The 18,266-nt window shown below is 64.6% G+C and carries 14 protein-coding genes and 1 tRNA gene; 8 read left to right on the top strand and 7 right to left on the bottom strand.

What is annotated here, in order from left to right:
• From J7J55_08155 to J7J55_08125, 7 genes are all read left to right on the top strand, one after another.
• Window positions 1-360, top strand: a complete 360-nt coding sequence (locus tag J7J55_08155; GenBank protein MCD6142666.1) for a cupin domain-containing protein — start codon at window positions 1-3, stop codon at window positions 358-360.
• Complete coding sequence (gene mnmA / locus J7J55_08150) at window positions 357-1,433, top strand: tRNA 2-thiouridine(34) synthase MnmA (GenBank protein MCD6142665.1); 1,077 nt, start codon at window positions 357-359, stop codon at window positions 1,431-1,433. The genes J7J55_08155 and mnmA overlap by 4 nt, the downstream gene beginning before the upstream one ends.
• Window positions 1,434-1,440: 7 nt before the next feature.
• Window positions 1,441-1,528 (top strand) — tRNA-Ser (locus tag J7J55_08145).
• A 162-nt stretch (window positions 1,529-1,690) separates the two neighbouring features.
• Window positions 1,691-2,476: a right-handed parallel beta-helix repeat-containing protein gene (locus tag J7J55_08140; protein MCD6142664.1), complete on the top strand. Its 786-nt coding sequence runs from the start codon at window positions 1,691-1,693 to the stop codon at window positions 2,474-2,476.
• A gap of 46 nt (window positions 2,477-2,522) precedes the next feature.
• Window positions 2,523-3,122, top strand: a complete 600-nt coding sequence (locus tag J7J55_08135) for a TlpA family protein disulfide reductase (GenBank protein ID MCD6142663.1) — start codon at window positions 2,523-2,525, stop codon at window positions 3,120-3,122.
• Window positions 3,123-3,488: 366 nt separating this feature from the next.
• Complete coding sequence (locus tag J7J55_08130) at window positions 3,489-5,726, top strand: PKD domain-containing protein (protein ID MCD6142662.1); 2,238 nt, start codon at window positions 3,489-3,491, stop codon at window positions 5,724-5,726.
• Window positions 5,675-5,911 (top strand): PKD domain-containing protein, encoded by a 237-nt coding sequence (locus J7J55_08125; GenBank protein MCD6142661.1) that lies wholly within the window; start codon window positions 5,675-5,677, stop codon window positions 5,909-5,911. The genes J7J55_08130 and J7J55_08125 overlap by 52 nt, the downstream gene beginning before the upstream one ends.
• Here J7J55_08125 and J7J55_08120 read toward each other — a convergent pair.
• From J7J55_08120 to miaB, 7 genes are all read right to left on the bottom strand, one after another.
• Window positions 5,895-6,554: a response regulator transcription factor gene (locus J7J55_08120; GenBank protein MCD6142660.1), complete on the bottom strand. Its 660-nt coding sequence runs from the start codon at window positions 6,552-6,554 to the stop codon at window positions 5,895-5,897. The two genes, J7J55_08125 and J7J55_08120, sit on opposite strands and share 17 nt — an antisense overlap.
• Window positions 6,551-8,689, bottom strand: coding sequence for a PAS domain S-box protein (locus J7J55_08115; protein ID MCD6142659.1), 2,139 nt, complete (start codon window positions 8,687-8,689; stop codon window positions 6,551-6,553). The genes J7J55_08120 and J7J55_08115 overlap by 4 nt, the downstream gene beginning before the upstream one ends.
• The gene (gene ftsZ / locus J7J55_08110; GenBank protein ID MCD6142658.1) at window positions 8,686-9,804 is read right to left on the bottom strand and encodes a cell division protein FtsZ; all 1,119 of its coding nucleotides are present in this window, start codon (window positions 9,802-9,804) and stop codon (window positions 8,686-8,688) included. Before ftsZ ends, J7J55_08115 begins: the two co-directional genes overlap by 4 nt.
• A 285-nt stretch (window positions 9,805-10,089) precedes the next feature.
• Window positions 10,090-12,534 carry a DEAD/DEAH box helicase gene (locus tag J7J55_08105; protein MCD6142657.1) on the bottom strand — a complete coding sequence of 815 codons (2,445 nt, stop codon included), beginning with the start codon at window positions 12,532-12,534 and terminating at the stop codon, window positions 10,090-10,092.
• Between the two features lie 4 nt (window positions 12,535-12,538).
• Window positions 12,539-12,973, bottom strand: a complete 435-nt coding sequence (locus J7J55_08100) for a CBS domain-containing protein (protein MCD6142656.1) — start codon at window positions 12,971-12,973, stop codon at window positions 12,539-12,541.
• A complete protein-coding gene (locus J7J55_08095) occupies window positions 12,960-13,937 on the bottom strand; it encodes a 1-phosphofructokinase family hexose kinase (protein ID MCD6142655.1) in 978 nt (325 codons plus the stop codon). The genes J7J55_08100 and J7J55_08095 overlap by 14 nt, the downstream gene beginning before the upstream one ends.
• A complete protein-coding gene (miaB, locus tag J7J55_08090; protein ID MCD6142654.1) occupies window positions 13,934-15,253 on the bottom strand; it encodes a tRNA (N6-isopentenyl adenosine(37)-C2)-methylthiotransferase MiaB in 1,320 nt (439 codons plus the stop codon). Before miaB ends, J7J55_08095 begins: the two co-directional genes overlap by 4 nt.
• Window positions 15,254-15,334: 81 nt before the next feature.
• On the opposite strand from miaB, the gene J7J55_08085 reads away from it, so the two are divergent.
• Window positions 15,335-18,266: LptF/LptG family permease (locus J7J55_08085; GenBank protein ID MCD6142653.1), on the top strand; the 2,932-nt coding region annotated here is incomplete at its 3' end.

Genomic DNA, 18,266 nt, shown 5'->3' with positions numbered 1-18,266 from the left:
ATGATCATCACCGGAAGGAGCGCGGACGTTCCCCCGCGTGACCTGCACGACGGGAAGACCGTATTTCACGTGAAAAAACGGGTGCTGATCGGCCCGGCCCAGGGGGCACGCAACTACGTGATGCGCTTGTTCACCTTGGGAAAAGGCGGGATGACCCCGTACCACACCCACCCCTGGGAGCACGAGGTATTCATCGTGCAGGGGAAGTGCCTGATCAAATCCGGCATGGAGGAGATCCCCGTGGCCGCGGGGGATTTTGCGTTCGTCCCGCCGAACGAAGCCCATCAGTTCGTGAACGCTGGTGATGAGCCCCTCGAGTTCATCTGCGTCGTCCCCAAGGAGGGCGAGCCGACGGGGTGAAGGAGAGGGTACTCGTGTTGATGAGCGGCGGTGTCGACAGCACCGTCGCCGCCTTCCTCCTCAAGTCAGCCGGTTACGAGGTCGAGGGGTTGACGTTCTGGCTCTGGTCGTTCCCCGGTGCCCCGGACTACCACGGTAAGACCAAGTGCTGCTCACTTGACTCGGCTGCGCTCGCGGCGCAGGAGCTCGGGATCCCGCACCGGACGATCGACGCGAGCGACGCGTTCTACGAGGAGGTCGTGCGTGATTTCGTCGCGCGCTATCGCCGCGGTGAGACCCCCAACCCGTGCGGCCGCTGCAACCGACACCTCCGCTTCCCCCTCGCGTTTCGCTACGCGCATGACCACGGGTTCGACCTCGTCGCCACCGGGCACCACGCGCGGATCGTGCACGGGGAAGACGGATCGCCGGAGCTCCACCGCGGGATCGAGCTGGAGAAGGATCAGTCTTACTTCCTCTACGGCCTGACCGCGCGTGACCTGAGCCGGCTCCGCTTCCCGGTCGGCGGAATGAGGAAAGCCGAGGTCATCGCGCTCGCGCGGGCCCACCGCCTCCGCGCCGCCCAGCTTCCCGAAAGCCAGGACCTGTGCTTCGCGGTGGACGGAGGGTTCGACTTCCTCTTCCCGGATCGGGACCGCGCCCCCGGCCCGATCATCGACGTTAACGGACGGGTTCTCGGCGAGCACAACGGGCTCTTTCGCTACACGATCGGCCAGCGCCGCGGACTCGGAATCGCTTCCTCCGCCCCGCTTTACGTCGTCGGGATCGATCCGGAAAGAAACGCGCTCATCGTCGGGCCGGAGGAGGCCCTGTACGCGCCCGGTCTGATCGCGAACGAGGCGAACTTCATCTCCGGCATCCCCCCGGAGGACGGGGCGAAGCTCACCGCCAAGATCCGCTACCGCTCCCCTCCCGCCGCGTGTACGTTCCGGCTGATCGCCGCGGGACGATTCGCCGTCTATTTCGATGAGCCGCAGCGGGCGATCACTCCCGGGCAGATCGTGGCGTTGTACAGCGGGGATCACCTCCTCGGCGGCGGGACGATCGAGAAAGCGGTTTTCGATCGGGTATAATCGGATCGGAGGGGTGGGCGAGCGGACTAAACCACCGGTCTTGAAAACCGGCGAGCCGCAAGGCTCCGCGGGTTCGAATCCCGCCCCCTCCGCCACCATCGTAATCTCACGCTATCATCCGGCTTGCTCTTCTCGCATAAAAAAGCCGACTTTCTTCATGCTCATCTTGTATGAGACAACTCGTGCCCTTCACAACGTGGGTGTAAACTGGTATGATAGATGAAGCGCAACCGAGTTCGTTAAGGGGTGATAGAGACATGAGGAAGTGCGTTATTGCAGCTGGATTTATCGTCTTAGTCGGGATGTTTTGGTCCATCGGCTTCGGGGCTGGGGCCCTGGTCGATCATTCCCCGATCGTGATCGAGGGGGATTATCAGTTCACGGTGGAAAACGGGGTCGTCTCCGGGAGCGGGACGGTGGATGATCCGTACGTGATCGAAGGGTGGAGGATCGATGCCGGTTACAACGATTATGGGATCCGAATCCATCGCACCACCCGTTATTTCATAATTCGGAATGTGGAGATCAGCGGGGCAGGGAAGGCTGGAATCTCCTTGAGTTACGTAAAAAACGGGGTGATCACTGACAGCCATCTTACTGGAAACTGGATCGGGATCAGTCTTAACTTCTCCGCGCACAACAAGATCAGCTCCTGTACGATCGAGAGCAACGGCGACGGGATCCATTTCTACTTCTCACACGACAATCAAATCATCCAGTGCACCGTCACCAAGAACGACACCGCGATCTGGCTCGACGGGTCGAACGGGAACGACCTGATCGGAAACACCATCTCCGCCAACTACATGGGAGTGTACCTCGACCTGGGGGCCGAGGGGAACCTGATCTACAGCAATGCGTTCATCGACAACGTGCATAACGCCCACAGCGTAGCGGTGAACGACTGGGATTACAACGGCCAAGGGAACTACTGGTCCGACTACCGCGGGATCGATGCCGATGAAAACGGGATCGGTGATGCTCCCTACGTCATTCGAAGCAAGGGAGATCAGGACAACTACCCATTGCTGAACATCCCCTAAATTGGAGAGGAGCAGACCCTTCTCGCTGAAGACGGGGATGGTTTCCATGGCGCAGGTATCGCTCGTTTTTTCGCTTATTACCATCGTTATCGCCACCCAGTTTGGATTGGCGTCGATGAACGATTTCCCGATCGTGGGCGCGCATGCACCGGAATTTGCCCTCCCTGATCTGGCCGGGAATGAGTTCGTCTTCGATGGGAATTCAGGAAAACCGATGATCATAAACTTCTGGACCACCTGGTGCGGGGTGTGCGTGCATGAGCTTCCTCTGTTTGAGGAGTTCTACGAGCGATACGGCGATCAGGTAAGTCTGCTCACCGTCTGTTCCGGGACCACCCCGGAGGAGGCACGCCAGTTGGTAGAGAACGACGGGCTCACTTTCCCCGTCCTATATGACGACGGGCGCATCGTCGCCGGATCTTACCAACCACCGCGGCCCCGCGATAAGCGGCGGGTGATCGCGTTCCCGTTTACGGTGTTCGTCGATGGTGACGGGACGGTGGTCTATGCCAAGATCGGCGCGTTCGTCGATCTGGATAAGCTAATCGGATTGCTGGACGATGCCGGGATAGAAGTGATCGAGCCGACTTCGCTCCCCTCTCGTTCCCCGCGCGTCGACCGCCGCGGGGTGCAATCGACTGAATGATAAGAGATTAATGCTCGGTCCCTCATGGCAGCCTGATCAAGTAGGAAGCAGGACCCTGATCAGGGCCCTGCTTCCGGGTGAGAGAAGTGGCTTCTTCGCTCTGGCAAGGAGGTACATTCATCTTTTCGCTCTATATACCCGCGTGGGTGAACAAAGTTTCACCGTCTTGACGATACAAACGTGCATGTCCTAAACGGATTTTGTACGTGTTGTGCACTGAAAGCCGTGGACGATCGACGGGCGAGGCAGCCGCGATGAACACCGCTGAGGCGAACGAGATTCCCCCGGTAACCGCGCACGAGAGTTGGCCGATGCGGGATCGCGTGATATCCTAAAGTTGATCTTTCCCGTGCAAAGGAGGAGAAGATGCGCGCGTGGACGTTGTTCGTTGGATTGGTATTGCTGGGGGCCTGGTTCTCCCTCGCTGGTGGTGCCCCGGTGATAAACGAGGTCGGGTGGGGAGGAAGGCCGGATGATCCGACCGGGGAGTGGATCGAGCTCTACAATCCGGACGAACAGCCCATCGACCTCGACGGGTGGCGGCTCTATTCCTCCGACGGAGCTCCTGACATCAGCTTGCACGGAACAATCGCGGGAAACGGGTATTTCCTCCTCGAGCGGGGGAGCGACGCGGCGGTCCCGGGAGTGAAGGCTGACCAAATCTATTCCGGCGCCCTGCGCGACTCCGGGGAGGCGCTCTATTTGGTCGATCCGGTCGGAAACATCGTCGATACCGCCAACCGGGAACGGACCGGGTGGCCGGCGGGGACGAACCGGCTCGGATCCCCGCCGTGCGCGACGATGGAGCGAATCGACCCGACCGTCCCGGAGGATTGGGCCACCTCCCAGGCTCCGGGGGGAACGCCGCGGGCGAGGAACTCGGCCTCCAATCTGCCCCCGCAGGGGGAATTCACGTTTTCGCCGTCTCCTGCCCATCCGGACGAGCCGGTCCTGTTCGATGCTACCAATGCTTACGACCCGAATGGAACGATCATCTCATTCGCCTGGGACTTCGGTGACGGTGATACCGGAGCTGGACAGACTGCATCTCATACCTACCGCGAGGTCGGGGTATATACCGTCTCCCTCACCATGAAGGACAACGCCGGGGCGGTCACGCAGGTGGAAAGGACCGTGCCCGTGGTCAAGCCCCGCACAGTGCTCGTCGACTTCAGTGTGCTTCCTCCCGACGGGAAGCGGATCATGCAGAGCGGGGATCCGATAACCTTCTCCGACGAATCGTTGGTCGTGGAGGGGAGCCTGTTGGACTGGACGTGGGCGTTCGGGGACGGCGCGACGGGAAGAGGGCAGACCGCCTCTCACACCTACTCCAGCGGGGGAGTGTACGTGGTGACCCATACGGTGATCGACGACCAGGGGGAGAGGGCGGTACAGACAAGACCCATCGTCATCCACGGCCGCTACCCAAGCGCCGCGTTCAAGTTCACCCCGTCCATCCCGGACGCCGGCGCGGTCGTGACGTTCGACGCCACCGCGTCGTTCGACCCGGACGGGACCGACCTCAATTACGAGTGGGATTTCACAAGCGACGGGATGATCGACCTGGTGACCAGCCAGCCGATCACAACCCACACCTACCCCGAAGCCGGGGATTACACCGTTACCCTGGTGGTGGCTGATTCCGATCCCGATGGGACGAAACGGTCCCTCCCGACAACCCTTCCGCTCCATGTCAACGCCCCGCCGGTTGCATCGTTCAAGGTGTCGAATTTCTCCCCGCTTGAGACGGACTCGGTCGCGTTCTCCGACTGCTCCACCGATCCGGACGGGAAGATCACAGCGTGGGAATGGGACTTCGGGGATGGATCGAGCTCGACCGAGCAGAACCCGTCTCACAGCTACCAGGAGGCGGGGAGTTATGCCGTGTCCCTCACCGTGACCGACGACAACGGGGCACAAGCGCAGACCGCGGCGAAGATCGTGGTCAAGAACCATCCCCCCGTGGCCGCGATCGAGGTGAAAGGGAAGGATCGGGTCATGACCGGCGAGCCGATCGAATTCACCGCCGCAGGTTCCCACGATGTCCCGGAAACACACAAGCTATCCTGCTACGAATGGGACTTCGATGGGGACGGGAGTTACGACGTCCGGACCGATTTCCCGACCGCGACCCACTCCTACCCGGACGACGGCTCCTACCCGGTGACGGTGCGGGTGACGGACGCTGCCGGCGCGAGCGCGGTCTCTCCGCCGGTCACGATCACCGTGCTGAACCGGGCCCCGACCGCTGGGTTCACCTGGTCGCCCTCGTCCCCGACCGACGCAGAGGCGGTGCAATTCTCCGATTCATCGACCGATCCAGACGGGAAGGTGACCGGGTGGCGGTGGGACTTCGGCGATGGGACGTCCTCAACGGAACAGAACCCCGCCCACTCCTACCCGGACGACGGTACCTACCGCGTCACCCTGATCGTCACCGACGATGACGGGACCGCGTCCGCCCCGATCACGAGGGAGATAACCGTGGTGAACGCGGCTCCGATCGCCCGGTTCGATGCCCCTGACGCCGTCGCTGTCGGGGAACCGGTTCAATTTACCAATACATCGCACGACCCGGGCCCCAACGGGAGATCGTGCATGTAGCGTGGGACTTCGGCGACGGAACGACCTGCCCCGGAGCCCCGGGCGGCTGCGGGGAGGGTGACCCGTCCGCTCCGGTGCACGTCTACACGGCCTCCGGGACCTACACCGTCGAGCTTGTGGTGATCGATGACGACGGGGCCATCGGGGCCTACCGCCGGGAGATCGGCGTCACCGGCGGGGATTAGCGAGGCGGTAGCCGAACCCGCGCACGGTGATGATCAGCTTCGGGTTGGACGGATCGTCCTCCAGCTTCCGGCGCAGGAGGTAGATGTACTTCTGCACGTCCTGGGCGGTGGCATGCGCATCGGGCCGCCACAGCCGGGAGATGATCTCCTTGTGGGAGAACACCCGCCCCGGCGCGGATGCCAACAGGGAGAGGAGGCGGTACTCCTTGCGGGAGAGTTGCACCGTTCGCCCCCCTACCAGCACCTCCTTCGCCTCGTCGTGGATCTCGAACGGCGGGGGAACGGGGCGGTAGCGCCGCATCACCGCGCCGATCCGGGCGCGGACCTCCTCCCAGGCGAACGGTTTGCCGATGAAGTCATCCGCTCCGAGCGACAGGCCCTTGACCCGATCGTCCGTGCGCCCGAGGGCGGTGATCAGGATCACAGGGCGGTCGCTCTCCTCCCTGATCCGGCGGAGGACCTCCCACCCGTCGATCCCGGGGAGCATGACGTCGAGCAGGACCAAGTCCGGGTTGTCAGCGGCGAACCGCTCCAACCCTGCCTCGCCGGTGTCGGCGGCGATGATCTCGTGCCCATCCGCGGCGAGGAACCCGGAGAGGACCTCCACGATCCCTGGTTCGTCCTCGATGATCAGTATCTTCATGCTCTCTCCTTCCCACGGGGGAGGGTGAACGAGAATGTGCTCCCCTTCCCCTCGCCCGGGCTCGTCGCCCATACCCGCCCTCCGGACTGTTCCACCAGCCGACGCACGATAGCAAGCCCGATCCCGCTCCCGTCCCGCTTCATCCGCTTCCCGGCATCGGTCCGGTAGAACTCGGTGAACACCGCCTGGAGTTCATCCGGGGCAATCCCCACCCCCTCATCGGTTACATCGACCCGCACCGTTTGATCCTCCACCGCTGCGGTGACCGTCACCCGTCCCGAAGGAGGGGTGTAGTGAATCGCGTTTTCGAGGAGGTTGCGCATGATTCTCTCCAGCGCATGGGGGTCAACGTAGACGGAGATCGACGGGGATCCCGGGGTGTAGTCGATCGATTGCCCGCGGTCGGCGAGGAGGGGGGTCAACTCGCGGATCACCTTCTTCACAATCGGCGCGAGCTGGATCGAGCAGGGATAGAGGCGCTCCTCACCCTGTTCGAGGTGGGAGACCTCGAGGAGTTGGGTCACGAGGTGGCCCAACCGATCCGTCTCCTCCCGCGCCCGCGCAAGCCAGCGCGCCTGCTGCTCGGATAGACCGCCTGCATGCTGGACGAGGTCGATGAACCCTCGCACCACCGTAAGCGGAGTGCGCAACTCATGCGCCGCCATGGAGAACAATCGTGTCCTGGACTGGCTCAGCTGTTCCACTTCGGCGGCATACTTCCGCAGCCGCTCCTCCCGCGCCCGCTCCGCGGTGACATCGTGCCCGACGATAAGCCATCCATCGCGTCCGTCGGCGAGGCGGACCGGACGCCATACCCCGGTGAGCACCCGTTCCTCCCCGGACTTCGTCCTGATCACCCGTTCGAACCGGTGCGGCTGATCACCCTCCGTTTTGGCAAGCTCTTGCACTATCGCCGCTCGGTACGCGGGATCCGGGTACAGCCACTCCTGGATCTCGGGGTTGTTCATCACTTCATCCCGTGAGTAGCCGCTTATCCGCTCCGCCTCCCTGTTCCAGAGGAGGACGTTCCCGTCTGCGTCGACGACGTTGATCCACACGTCGGCGATCTCGAGGAGCCGTCGGTTGAGCTCACTCAGTCCGTCCACCTGGCGGGAGAGCTCGACCTCACGGGTGACGTCACGCAAGCAGCCGATCGATCCCTGAAACTCCCCGTTTGCCCCGCGGATCGGAACCGCGGTCACCTGGGCGTAGAATTCATCCCCTCCCTTACGGATGAACCGGACGATGTACGTCTCGTCCTTTCCCTTCTCTCTATCCTTCAGATGGCGGCGGAGTTCATCCACCTCGTCCGGCGGGGTCCAGAAGGTGAAGTCCTTCCCGACGATCTCGGGGAGGGAATACCCGAACAGTTCGCGTGCCTTCCGGTTCATGTTCACCATCCGGTGCTGCGCATCGAGGACGACCACACCCTCCCCCATCGTGTTCAGGATCAGATCCAGGGCCTCGTTGCGCCGTCGGAGCTCCTCCTCGAACCGGCGTCGCTCGCTTACGTCCCGCGCCGTCCCGATCCTTCCGATCTCTCTCCCTCCCTGATCGCGGAGGGACGTGACGCGCAGCTCTACCGGGAGCCTTCCTCCATCGGCGGTAAGGATCTCAATTGCATACTGGGAGATCCCGTCGGGAGGAGGGCCAGCGTGGAACCGCTCCCGCGTGAGATCGCGGTACTCGGGGGCAACGATCTCGGTGAAATGGCGCCCGATCCAATCCTCCCGCTTCCACCCGGTCGCTCGGGTGAATCCCTGGTTGAGGAAGACGAACTTCCCATTGAGATCGATGACGAAGACCACGTCGGCGAGCCGTTCCACCAGGATCTCGTGGCGGAGATCCCCCATCCCCGGGGCACGCAGCTCCTCTCCAGGGAGGCGAAACAGGAGGAGGGTGCCCTCCCCAAAATCGCTCCGGCGTGCCCACAGCCTGCCCGCGGCGGAGCGGATCAGTTGCCAATCATGCTCAGAGGTGAGGGAGTCCAGATCGCCGATCTCCTCCACCGAGCGCGGTTCTCCGAGGATCTCCTTTCCGGCACGGTTGATGAACTCCAGCTTCCCGGCACGGACGAATGCGATCCCTACCGGAGAAGCGTCGATCAGCCGCCGATAGAATTCTGGATCGTTCACTCCTCTAGCCCCTCATTCCCTTCTTTTGCTTCCCGGTTGCGGCGGAGGAAGGTGGGGAGGTCGAGGTTCTCGTCCGGCTTGATTCGGACGCGGCGCTGGGGGTGGAGCTTCTTCTCCACCTCCTGCGGGGGTTGGAAGTCGGCGGCGATGACGGTGATCTTCACCCTCTCGGAGAGGGAGTCGTCGATCACCGCACCGAAGACGAGATCGCACTCGGTGGCAGCGACCCGCCGGATCAGGTCGGCGGCGGACGTCACCTCGTTCAGGGTGAGGTCGGTCCCCGCGGTGACGTTCATGATTATCCGCCGCGCGCCGCGGATCGACCCTCCCTCGAGGAGGGGGTTGGTGCTTGCGAGCTTGGCAGCGGCAAGGGCACGCCCCTCCCCGCTCGCCTCCCCCATTCCCATCATCGCTTCCCCTGCTCCGGCGAGGATGTTGCGGATATCGGCGAAGTCGAGGTTGACCAACCCGCGCACCGTGACGAGATCGGAGATCCCCCGCACCCCCTGGTGGAGGATTCCATCGGCGAGCTCAAACGCCTTGGTCATCGCCAATCCCTTCGCTCCCGTCTCCAACAGGCGGTCGTTGGAGATGGCGATCAGCACATCGGCAGCGTTCCGTAATCGCTTCAACCCCGCCTCGGCCCGCGCCTGTCGCACGCTTCCCTCGAACGAGAACGGCCGCGTCACGACCGCGATCGTAAGTGCGCCGGACTCCCGCGCTATCTCGGCGATCACCGGCGCGGCTCCGGTTCCGGTCCCACCGCCGAGCCCGGCGGTGATGAACACGAGATCGGTCCCCTTGAGGAGCGATGCGATCTCCCACCGCGACTCCTCCGCCGCTTTCCTCCCCTTCTCCTCGTCTCCGCCCGTCCCGCGGCCGCCGGTGATGTCCATCCCGAGCTGCAGGGTCTCATCGGCGCGGGAGATCCCAAGGACCTGTTTATCGGTGTCGACTGCGATCAAGCGCACCCCGCCCAGCCGCTCGGCCCTCATCCGATCGATCGCGTTCACCCCGCCGTCCCCGATCCCGAGCACGGCGATGCGGGCGTTCGTCCCGACATGCGGCGGTGCGGCCTGGCGTGCCCTTTCCACCAGCGGGGGCTCTCCGATCATCACCTTCCGCGGCCCGAGGACACGGGCGACCGCGGCGGCGAGCTTGTCGCGCTTGCGCAGGCAGTACTCCTTCTTGAACTCGGAGTCGACCGCGATCCTGATCTCGTCAGCACCGAGGCTCACCGCTTCCGGATTCTTGGGGAGGCAGGCGCGCAGGATCCGATCATCGATCGCGTCCAGGACCGCCTTCCACTGCTCCTTGTACTCCTGCTCCTCCATCCACCTCACCGTCCTCGCTTCGAGCAACTCCTATTCTCTACGGGGATCGAACAAATGTCAATACCGTCACCTCTCCCCGCGTGCGAGCCAGTCGTCGAGGTCGCGCACGAGCGCCTCCAGAGTGGGAGGGGAGATGTGCTCCACCGGGAGGGAGGCGCGGAACCGCGCCCCGTATCCGCGCTCCAGGATGCGACGGTCGGTGATGATCACCGCGCCGCGATCGGCCCGGGTACGGATCAGCCGTCCCACCCCCTGTCGCAGCCGGAGGACCGCCTGGGGGATGGATAGCTCCAGGAACGGGTCGTGTCCCTCCGCTTCGAAGCGAGAACAGAGCGCAGAGAAGACGGGATCGGTGGGAACGGGAAACGGAAGGCGGGTGATGACGAGGACCTCAAGGTCCTCCCCCGGGAGGTCAACCCCCTCCCAGAATGAGTCGGTGCCGAGGAGGACGGCTCCACCCTTGGTTCCCTTGAACTGCTCGAGCAGCTTCCCACGCGGGCCGTCGATCCCCTGGGCGAGGATCGTCCCGGAAAGGCGGGCATGGACCGCGTTGAGGAGTCGATAGGAGGTGAACAGGACGAGGACCTTCCGCTCGAGCGGGGCAAGAGCGGTGATCAGCTCGGACAGAGCACCCGCGTACTCCTCCCCGTCTCCGTTCACCGGGGGGAGGAACCGGGGAAGGTAGATGCGCATCCCTTCCTGGTAGGAGAACGGGCTTGCCACTACCGCCTCACGCACTCGCTCTCCGGCAGCGGCGAGGCCCAACGCCTGCCTGATGTAGGAGAACCCGGAATCGGTGGTGAGGGTGGCGGAGGTGAGGACGATCCCCTTCGCGCGGGGATACAGTGCCTCAGCAAGGATCCGATCGACGGCGAGCGGGGTGGAATGGAGGAAGACTCCGTCCCCTCTGCGTTCGTACCAGTGGACGTATCCCTCCTGCGGCGGGGAGAACAGGGTGGAGTACACCCCGGCGATCTCGTCTGCCCCGACGGAGAGGCGCTCCGCCTCCCGGGCGAGGTCGGGTGCGTCGTCCTCGAGCACCTCACCCAGTCCCTCGATCTCTGCCCGCAGGCGGGCGAGGAGGTTGACGATCCGCGTTGCCTCCGTGCCGAGGTCGAGAGCAGGGGTGGGCCCGCGCTGTTCTGAAGGAAGAAGGTCTCCGAGGCGGGTGAACAGGCGGAGATTGGCGCTCCGGAGCGTCCCCACCAGCTCGCGCAGGGAGGAGATTCGCGGATCATCAGGCGGAAGCGGAACCCGGCCCGTCCACCCCCCACGGCGGCGGTGCACCTCCCCCAGGAACCGATCGAGGGTCGCAGCGGAGAGGCGAACGGTGAACGCATCCCGCGCCGTCCCTTCCAGCGAGTGGGCCTCGTCCACGATCAAGTAGTCGTACGGTCCGAGGATCCCCCCATCGGCCGCGAGATCGGCGAGGAGGAGGGAATGGTTCACCACCACCAACCCGGCGGCGCGGGCGCGGCGCCGGGCGGCGAAGGAGAAGCAGTCATCATAGAACGGACAGATCGGCCCGGAGCAGCGATGCGGGCTGTCGGCGAGGCGGGGCCAGAGCTCCCACCCGCGGGGGGCGGAGAGGAAGGCACGGTTCTCCTCGATGTCGCCGGTCTCGGTCCGGAACAGCCACCCGGCGAAGTAGGCGAGGGGGATGAGGAGGTCGCGGTCCAGCCCATCCATCACCTCGGGGAGGACCCGCTCCCACTGGCGCAGGCAGGCGTAGTTCTCCCGCCCCTTGAGCAGGGCCGCCTTCACTCCCGGGGCGATCCGCGGAATCAAGAACGGGATATCCTTCTCGTACACCTGCTCCTGTAACTGCTTGGTGCGCGTGGAGACCACGATCCGTGTCCCGGGATGATCGCGCAGGTAGATGAGAGCGGGAACGAGGTAGGCGAACGTCTTTCCTGTTCCGGGGCCGGCCTCGACCAGGAGCTTCCCGCCGGTGGAGAACGTCTCCTCCACCAGCCGGGCCATCTCGAGCTGACCAGGGCGGTCCTCGAACGCGGCCATCCCCTGTCCGACCGGGCCGGTGGGGGAGAGGGCATCCTCCACCGTGACGACGGGCGCGGGCGATTCCTTCCCTTGGTCAAGAGTGGGCTCTGCCGGGGGACGCTCCTCCGAAGTGGAGGCATGGGGGACGAGGGCCGAGAGGAGGTCCCCGGTCGGCCCGGGGAGGAGGCGGCTGAGGAGGGCGAGGAGACGGGGGGAGACCGTCATCCCCTCTTCGATCAACCCGGCAAGGAGCGCGACGATCCGCTCTCCCTTTCGGTTCGTTACCCGAAAGTAGGAGCAGAGCCCGCTCAGGGAGTGGTCGGAGAGGGTCGGGAGGAGGACCCGGGCGAGGAGCCCGAGTGAGATACCGTCGGTATCAGCATAAGAGACGAGCGGAGTGTCAGTACAGTCGCGCTCCGGCCGGGGTTCACCACCTTCGACGCAGACCCGCATCTCCCCGTCGACGGCACAGAACCGGGACAGGCCGATGGCTTCCCACGGGACGGACATCCTACTACAGGAGGTTGCGAAGGAGGTCGATCCGGCGCACCACCCCGGCGAGCCTCCCTTCCTTATCGATCACCGGGAGGCTGCGCAGGTTCTTGCGGATGAGGAGATCGGCCGCCTGGAGGTCGTCGTCGTCGACCGCGATCGACACCACATCACGCTTCATGTACCGTTCGATCGGGTCGCGCGCGATCTTGGCAAGCTTGGTGGAGAATTGGTTCAAGTCCGGGATGAACGAGGTGCTGTGGAGCATTTCAAAGTAGCCGGGGAGGGCCGCCTTGATCAGGTCCTTCTCGGAGATTATTCCGATCAGGACTCCGTCATCGTCCACAATCGGCATCACTGATATGTCGGCGGAGTTGAGGATGAATATCAGCTCCCGCACGGAGATGTCCTTCTCCACCGCCGTCAAGTCCTTGGTCATGATCTCACTCACCCGCATCTTTCCCTCCTAGCGGCGTCAGGGTGATCCGCTCCATCTCGTGGGAGATCTCATCCACGTCATTACACAGCTTCTCCTCCGACTCCGCGCTGGCGATCCCCGCCGCCATCCCGAACCGGAGCGCCTCCTCGAGTGGGGCGCCGGAGTGAAGCTTGTAGACGATCCCGCCGATGAGGGCGTCGTCCGCCCCGACGAGGTTCTTGAACCGGGTCGCGGGAACGCGGGATTCGATATCCCAACCCCCGTCCTTGGTGATCACCAGGTCCCCTACCACCTCGTGGGAGATGACCACCATTCCCACCCCATGTTCGACCACCTTCCTCCCCACGGCGATGATCCGCTCCCGCGTGGAAAGGTGTGTGTTCTCCAGTACCAGGTGCTCGCGGGTGTCCGGCTTGACGATGTCCGGTCCGGCGGCAAGGACGCGGGCCAGGGGAGTCCCGCCGGCCATCACCGCCACCTTTGCCCCCGCCGCCTGCGCCTGGGCGGCAAGGACGCGATAGGTGTCCGGTTCCACCCCGGGAGGGAGGCTCCCGGCGAGGATCACCCAGTCCGCGCGCCGGACGATCCGCTTGTAGCGGCGCATGAACCGTTCCATCTCCACTGGGGATACCGCCTGGCCTTCCTCGCTCACCATTATCGGGATGAACTCGCGGCCGCGTTCGAGGATGGTGACGTTCGTCCGCGTCTCCCCCTCCACCCAGACGAAGTTGGTGGTCACCCCCTCGTCGCGCAGGTCGCGCACCACCACGTGGCCGGTATGTCCGCCCACGAACCCCATCGCCACGTTCTCCACCCCGAGTCGGGCGAGGAAGATCGAGATGTTTATCCCCTTCCCCCCGGCCGAGGTCTGGCTGCGGACGGCGCGGGTGAGGAACTCCTCCTGCGCCTCCTCCTCGATGCGGAGGCGGTCGACCCAGTAGATCTTGTCGATCGCCGGGTTGAGCGTTACGGTGATGATCATCCTTCCCCCTTCACTTCCAGCGGCACGGCCGGCTCACCGTGGAGACCGGCGCTCGTTGCCCTGGTGATGCGAACCACCGCGAACTCGCCTGCCTCCACTGTGGCGCCGGGGAGGACGACGGTGCGGTGATCGTCTGTCCTCCCGTACGGATCGCCGTTTCTGTTCCTCCCCTCGATGAGGACCTCGACCGTCCGACCGATGAACCGTTGGTTGATCTCGAGCCCGATCCGCCGGGATAGGGCGAGGACCTCTTGCAATCGGGCCTCCTTCACCTCCGGGGGGACGTCATCCGGGAGGCGGGAGCTGCGCGTCCCGGGGCGGGGGGAGTACTTGGCGACGAAGATCGTCCCGAACCGGGCTTCCTCGATCAACTCGATCGTGGCGCGGAAGTCGGCCTCCGTCTCGCCGGGGTAGCCGACGATGATGTCGGTGGTGACGTTGATCCCGGGGATCAGCTCCCGTGCCCGCTTGACTATGTCGAGGAACTCGCCCGCGGTGTAGCCGCGGTTCATCTCCCGCAGGATCCGATCGCTCCCCGACTGGACGGCGAGGTGGATGTGATTGCACACGTTCCGGTGGGCAGCGACCGCCTCCAGGACCCGGGTGGTCATATCGCGGGGGTGGGAGCTGGTGAACCTGATCCGCGGGACCCCCAGCCGCGCCACCTGCTCGAGGAGAGCGGCGAAGTCCCCGTACTCCGGGCGGTCCCGCCCGTAGGAATCGACGTTCTGCCCGAGGAGGAGCACCTCCTTGTATCCCGCAGCGAGTGCTTCCTCCACCTCGCGCAGGACGTATTCCGGTGGGCGGCTGCGCAGCGGACCGCGGGCGCGCGGGACGATGCAGTAGGAACAGCCGTTCGAACAGCCCTCGGAGATCGTCACCATCGCCGTCACCCGGCTCGCCCGCCGCACCGGGAGCTCCTCCGTCCCCCGCGGCGGCGGGAGGTGGACGACCCGGGCCCCGGCGGCGGCACGAGCCACGAGGTCGGGGAGGGCGTTCAGGTCGCTCGTCCCGAACAGGAAATCGATCGCCGGGAACCGGCGCAACAGGGCCTCGCCGCGAACCTGCCCGATGCAACCACCGAACCCGAACAGGACCGGACGGGTCCGCTTCTGCTCCATCACCTCACCGATCCGTCCGTACACCTTCTCTTCCGCCTTCTGGCGGACGGCGCACGTGTTGAACACGATTAGATCAGCGGTGGAGATGTCGTCGGTCGGCTCGTACCCCGCTCGTGCGAGCAGACCCGCGATCCGCTCCGACTGATGCACGTTCATCTGACAGCCCCAGGTCTCGATGTAGGCCTTCTTTCCCATGCCTCCACTATACCCGGCGGGATGAGCGTGGTCAATCGGAAAGATTGGCCATGCCCACGGATTTTTCGGTATCATCATTTCATGATCATGCGTCGGTTCGACCGCTACATCCTCAGGGAGATGATCGGCCCGTTCCTCGTATCCGTCGGGGGGTTGTTCTTGTTCATCCTCCTCAATTTGATTCTGTCCTTATCCGGGCTGTTGGTCGACCGCGGGGTCGGGTTTTCCGTCATGCTTCGCCTCCTCGTCCTCAAGACCCCGACGATGCTCGTCCTCGCCCTCCCGGTGAGCGGCCTGTTCGCCACCTTCCTCGGATTGGGGCGGCTCGTGCACGACCGGGAGATCATGGCCCTGGAGGCGAGCGGGATCCCGCTGCGGCGGATCCTTCTCCCGCTCGTGATCGCCGCCCTCTTCCTCGGGATCGGCGACTTCGGTCTCTACAACTGGGCCGTCCCTCCGGCGGAGCGGGCGTACCAGGCTACCCTGCGCGGGATCATCTTTCGGGAGGGGGCGCCGCACATCCGCGCCAACACGTTCTTCCGCGGGCCGGAAGGGGAGTTCTTCTACGTTCGCCGCTACGACGAGTCCGACCGAACGCTGCACGAGGTCCTGATCTACGATACCCAGAGAAAACTGTTCCCCACGGCGAACGCCGCGGTGACGATCCTCACCGCCCGGGAGGGGAAGTGGGACAAAGAAGCGTGGGACCTCAAGGACGGCCGTGTCTACGGATACGATTCCGACGGAGTACTGATCTACACCGGCAAGTTCGATCACTTCCGCATCGCGGTGGGGAGCGCGGGGATCGGGGCGCTCGTCTCGTCCCGCACCCCGGCGGAGATGGGGATAAACGAGCTGCGGGAGAGGATCGCGCTCCTGCGGCGGAGCGGGCTCTCCGCCGATGAGCTCATCGTCGAGTGCAACCTCAAGCTGGCGATTCCGCTCGCCGCCGTGGTCTTCGTCCTGTTCGGCGGGGCGACGAGCCTCCTGTTTGCGTGGCGGAGCCGGGCAGTGGGAATCGTAATCGGGTTCCTCCTCGTCGGTGGGTTCCAGGGGACCCTCCTCTGGACCCAAACCCTGGGAAGACGGGGGATCATCTCTCCCGCGCTCGCGGCGTGGATCCCGGACCTCGCCTTCGGGGTCATCGGGATCTTCCTCTTTCTCCGCCTCGACCGTCTCCACTCCGGGAACGCGCGGCGGTGGGTCCGCCGGTTCCTCCCGTTCCTGTTCGTCTTCCTCCTTGCCGGGACCGCGTTCGGGGCGACGCCACCGGTGGCGATCGACTGCGACCGGCTCTTCATCTCGTCCGACGAGGCGCACGTGGAAGCCAACGGTAACGTGCACCTCTCCTACGAGAAGACGGCCCTCTCCGCCGACCGGGTTCGGCTCGATCGGGAGGAGGATGGGAGCTGGAGCATGTCCGCGACCGGTGCGGTATCCCTCCGGGTCGGAGACGGGTTGGAACTGACCGGGGATGAGGTCTCCGCTCGGCTGGTCCCGGACGGAGGTGGGCTCACCACCGGGGAGGCGAGCGCGGGTTCGTTTCAGGGGAAAAGCAAGTTCAAGAACTCCAAGGGGGAGGAACACCTCCTGATCTACCGGGGGAAGGAGGGGAGGATTGCGTTCGATGCGAACGGGGAGGTGGACGAGATCGAGATCACTGATGGGGAACTGTCCACCTGCGACTGCTGTGGGGGGCTGCTGCGAGCGCAACCGTACTCGATCGAGACGGGAAGACTGATCCTCTACCCGAACCGGCTGATCGTAGCGTTCAACCTGTCCGTGCGGACGTTTGGAACGCGGGTATTCTGGCTCCCGGTATACGTGCAGCCGCTCAAGGAGACACTGGAGAGCCCCCTCTTCCCGGCGGTCGGGGAGAGCGCGCTGCACGGATTTTTTCTCAAGTGGAATCTCCCGTTCTACTTCGATCGGGAAAACTACGGGGCGATCCTGTTCGACTACTTCAGCCGGTTTCAAGAGATCGGGTTGGGGGCGGTCGTCCACTACGCCCTCGCCGGCCTGTCCGGGAGGGCACGGGTCTACTTCTTCCCGGCCAAGGTCGGGGATTCAGTGACTGAGGTCTCCCTCGCCCCCCGCCTCTCCCTCCCCGGTGGAGGGGAGGCAGCGGGGAGCGTCAGCTACAAGGCGGTGGGGAAGACGACAAGCCTGAGTTTCTCCGCCGCGTTCACCCAGGCGCTCGGGGAGTGGGACCTCTCCCTCGCCGCCTCCCGTAAGACGACGGAGGTAGACGGGACGACGCGCACCGTGGAGCGCCTCCCTGAGCTCGACCTCTCTCGCGGGGATATCCAGCTTGGGCCGCTCTCCGTCGGGGCGCGGCTCTCCGCCGGCTGGTACAAGGAGTGGCGGGGCGATGCGTCGGCGGAGGCGATGAAAATCGAAACTAGCGTGAGTGGAAAGCCTGCAGCGCCACTGCGGTTTTCGATCTTCTCCCTCTCCCCCCGGATCGGGATCGATCTCTCCCGTTACGCCACGGGGGAGGGGAGAGAGAGCGGGACCCTCGCCGCCGACCTCTCCGCCCCGGGGCTGAAGCTCTCCTACACCTACCGCCTGGTGCACGGATCGAGTCCGTTCGAGTTCGATCGGGTGGAGACGACGGATCACCTGACGTGGTCGCTCGGGGGAACCGGACTCGCCGTTGCCGGGGGGCTCGATCTTGCCGGGTCGCGGTTCGACCCGATGCGGATAACAACCTCGTTTCCCCCGTTCTCCCTCCGACTTGACTACGACCTGAACCGGGCGACCGCAACCAAACTGATCATCTCCGGGGCGTGGAAAGGGGAGGGGAAAAGCGCATCGTTCTCCCTTCCCTACCTCCCCGAGACGGGGGAGTTCGGGAAGGCGAGTTTCACCGTCGCGGCCGCGGCCGGGAACGGGTCCCTCTCCCTCAAAGGTACGATCTCTCCGGACCGCGGGATCGCTGCCGATCTGAAAGCGGAGATGAAGGCCGAATCGGGCTGGGGGCTCATCCTGAGCAGCGGGTACAGGGCGGGAA

It is taken from the genome of Candidatus Bipolaricaulota bacterium (assembly GCA_021159055.1).
Classification (GTDB): Bacteria; Bipolaricaulota; Bipolaricaulia; order UBA7950; family UBA9294; genus S016-54.
This window is presented reverse-complemented; position numbering and strand designations above follow the sequence as displayed.